Source organism: Mycobacterium sp. (genome assembly GCF_032162105.1).
Lineage (GTDB): Bacteria > Actinomycetota > Actinomycetes > Mycobacteriales > Mycobacteriaceae > Mycobacterium.
This window is the reverse complement of record NZ_JAVRPS010000199.1, coordinates 1-3,725: the sequence shown is the minus strand read 5'-3', so window position 1 is coordinate 3,725 and position 3,725 is coordinate 1. Positions and strand designations below refer to the sequence as shown.

The 3,725-nt window shown below is 66.0% G+C and carries 3 protein-coding genes; all 3 read right to left on the bottom strand.

Annotated elements, in window-relative coordinates:
* On the bottom strand, positions 1-1,142 hold a 1,142-nt coding region (locus QOC69_RS10220; protein ID WP_526438986.1), incomplete at its 3' end, for a [protein-PII] uridylyltransferase family protein.
* 9 nt (positions 1,143-1,151) lie between these two features.
* Positions 1,152-2,489, bottom strand: coding sequence for a glutamine synthetase family protein (locus tag QOC69_RS10215; RefSeq protein ID WP_526438984.1), 1,338 nt, complete (start codon positions 2,487-2,489; stop codon positions 1,152-1,154).
* A 48-nt stretch (positions 2,490-2,537) separates the two neighbouring features.
* A partial coding sequence (locus QOC69_RS10210) for an alpha/beta fold hydrolase (protein WP_526438982.1) occupies positions 2,538-3,725 on the bottom strand: 1,188 nt, incomplete at its 5' end.

The following is a 3,725-nucleotide window of genomic DNA, read 5'->3' as shown; positions in this document are numbered from 1 at the left end:
AGCTGCACCGCGAACTCGACGTCCCGCAGCCCGCCGCTGCCGAGTTTGAGCTCGCGGCTGCGCACGTCGGCGGGCACCAGTTGCTCCACCCGTCGCCGCATGGCCTGGACTTCGCTGACGAAATCCTCACGCTCGCAAGCGTTCCAGACCATCGGCATCAGCGATTCGATGTATTGCTTGCCCAGTTCGGCGTCGCCGACCGCGGGCCGGGCCTTCAGCAACGCCTGAAACTCCCAGGTCTTGGCCCATTGCTGGTAGTAGGCCATATGTGAGTCGAGGGTGCGAACCAGCTCGCCGTGGCGGCCTTCCGGTCGCAGGCCGGCGTCAACCTGAAAGAAGGCGTCCGAGGCCAACCGCATCATCTCGCCGGCGATCCGCGCGGACACCTGATCAGCGGGTTCGGCAACGAAGATCACGTCGACGTCGCTGACGTAATTCAGTTCGCGCGCACCACATTTGCCCATGGCGATGACAGCAATCCGAGGCGGGGTGGCGTCCCCACACACCCTGGTCTCAGCGACGGACAGCGCCGCCGCCAATGCGGCATCGGCCATGTCGGCCAGGTGGGCGCCGACGGCCTGGAAGGACAACACGGGCTCGTTTTCGACCGTCGGCGCCAGATCCAGCGCGGCCAGCACCAGCAGCCGGTCGCGGTAGAGAGCGCGTAGCCGCGACACCACCGACCCTGCGGCGGTTGGGGGTTCCGCGACGCATTCGGCGAACGCGGCACGCAGTTGTTCGGTATAAGGAAGCTTCACAGTGCCCTGCAGTAGATGCCATGCCTGCGGGTTGGCGACTAAGTGATCTCCCAATGCCAGCGACGATCCGAGCACACCGAACAGCCGGCCGCGCAGTCCGCGGTCAGTGGCCAGTGCCGCGTTGAGCTCTCCCCAGCCGTCGCCGAGCGCCTCGGCCAGCCGGACCGTCGCGCACAGGGCGGCGTCGGCGTCCGGGGCGCGCGACAGCGACCACAGCACGTCGACGCATTCTTCGGTGTTCCAACCCAGCTGAGCCAAATTCGCGTTTGCACGCTCGTCGACCAACCCGAGCCGGCCCACACTGGGCACCTTCGGCCGTTCGGTCACGGGGTGATTCACGCCTTCGACGGTAGCGCAGATCGACCCGGCGTTTGAGCGGGCCATCGACACCGGCTACAGCGAAAGGTAAGTCTTCAGCTCGAAGGGCGTGACGTGACGGCGGTAGTTCGCCCACTCTGCGCGCTTGTTGCGCAGGAAGAAGTCGAAGACGTGCTCCCCCAGCGCCTCCGCGACGAGCTCAGAACTTTCCATCGCTCGCAGCGCCTCGTCGAGGCTGGACGGCAGCTCGCGATAACCCATCGCCCGCCGCTCCGTGGCGGTGAGATCCCAGACGTTGTCCTCGGCCTGCGGACCCAGGACGTACCCCTTCTCCACGCCGCGCAGCCCGGCCGCCAACAGCACGGCGAAAGCCAGATATGGGTTGCAGGCCGAGTCGGGGCTGCGCACCTCGATGCGTCGCGACGAGGTCTTGTTGGGGCTGTACATCGGAATCCGGACCAGGGCCGACCGGTTGGCAGCGCCCCACGACGCGGCGGTGGGCGCCTCGCCGCCGAGCACAAGCCGCTTGTAAGAGTTGACCCATTGGTTGGTGACCGCGCTGATCTCGCTGGCGTGCTCGAGGATCCCGGCAATGAACGACTTAGCGACATCGGAGAGCTGCAGCGGATCGTCTGGGCTGTGGAAGGCGTTGACCTCACCCTCGAACAGGCTCACGTGGGTGTGCATCGCCGAGCCCGGGTACTCGCCAAACGGCTTGGGCATGAACGTCGCCCGCGATCCCTCGTTCAGCGCAACCTCTTTGATGACGTAGCGGAATGTCATCACGTTGTCGGCCATCGACAGCGCGTCCGCGAAGCGAAGGTCGATCTCCTGCTGGCCGGGCGCACCTTCGTGGTGGCTGAATTCCACCGAGATGCCCATCGATTCCAGGGAGTCGATCGCGTGCCGGCGAAAGTTGGAGGCGCTGTGCACGGCCTGGTCGAAGTAGCCGGCATTGTCGGCCGGAACGGGCACAGATCCGTCTTCGGGGCCGGGCTCCAGGAGGAAGAACTCGATCTCGGGATGCACGTAGCAGGAGAAGCCCAGGTCGTTGGCTTTGCCTAGCTGGCGGCGCAGCACGTGGCGCGGGTCGGCCCACGACGGCGAGCCGTCGGGCATCGTGATGTCGCAGAACATTCGCGCCGAGTGGTGGTGTCCGCTACGAGTCGTCCAGGGCAGCACCTGAAAGGTCGACGGGTCGGGATGCGCCACAGTGTCGGACTCTGAAACCCGGGCGAAGCCCTCGATCGACGACCCGTCGAAGCCGATTCCTTCTTCGAATGCGCCCTCAAGCTCGGCCGGCGCGATCGCGACCGACTTGAGGAAGCCGAGCACGTCAGTGAACCACAGTCGGACGAATCGGATGTCCCGCTCCTCCAACGTGCGCAGCACGAATTCCTTTTGTCGATCCATACCTGGAACAGTATGCATTCACCGTTAAGTTTGTGTTACCGGCGCGGCCTAACACCTTAAGTTTCCCGGCGCAGCGCCGTCGACCAAGTAGCGCACCACCGCGCCGTCTACGCAGTCATTTCCGTTGAACGTCACCGTGTGTTGGGTGCCCTCGAAGGTGATCAGGTCAGCGCCCAGTTGGTGGGCCAGGTCGACCCCGGCTTGATATGGGGTGGCCGGGTCGTGAGTGGTGGACACGACGACGACTTTCCCGGGGGCAACCGGCGCGGCCGGATGCGGCGATGACGTCGCGGGCACCGGCCACAGCGCGCACAGGTCGCGCGGCGCTTGGCCGGTGAACTGCCCGTAGGACGCGAACGGCGCGACTTGACGTATCCGCCGATCGGTGTCGGCCCACACCGCCGGATCGGTCGGCTCCGGCGCATCGACGCAACGGATCGCGTTGAACGCGTCCTGCGAACTGTTGTAGTGCCCCTTGTCATCGCGGCCGTAGTACTCGTCGGCCAGCGTCAGCAGGTCACCGGGATCGGTGCCACGTCGCAGTCCGAGCAGGCCGCTGGTGAGGAATTTCCAGAACTGCGGGGTGTACAGCGCGTTGATAGTGCCGGTCGTCGCGTCGGCGTAGCCGAGCGCGCGCCCCTCCGAGGTCGCCGCGGGTTTGGTAACCAGTGGGTCGATCAACTGGTGGTAGCGGACGACCCATTGGGCCGGGTCGGTGCCCAGCGGGCAGTCGGTAGAGCGGGCGCAGTCCGCGGCATAGTCGTTGAACGCGGTCTGGAACCCGGCCTGCTGGTTGATGAGCTCCTCGATCGGCCCGATGCTCGGGTCGATAGCGCCGTCGAGCACCATCGACCGCACGTGGTCACCGAAGCGCTCGACGTACGCAGTCCCCAACTCGGTGCCGTAGCTGTAGCCGAGGTAGTTGATCTGGTCGTCGCCCAGGGCTTGGCGCACCGAATCCATGTCCCGTGCGACCGAGGCGGTCCCGACGTTCTCCAGGAACGCCGAACCGTTCCGGGCCTGACAGCGCTGAGCTATTTGCCGGTACACCTGCTCGATGTGCGCCACACCCTGCGGGCTGTAGTCGACCATCGGTTCCCGCCGGTAGGCGTCGAACTCGGCGTCAGTTTGGCAGCGCAACCCCGGCGTGGAGTGGCCGACGCCGCGCGGATCAAACCCGACCAGGTCGAATCGCTTGCTGACCTCAGAGTCCGCCAGATCCGCGCCCATCGCGGC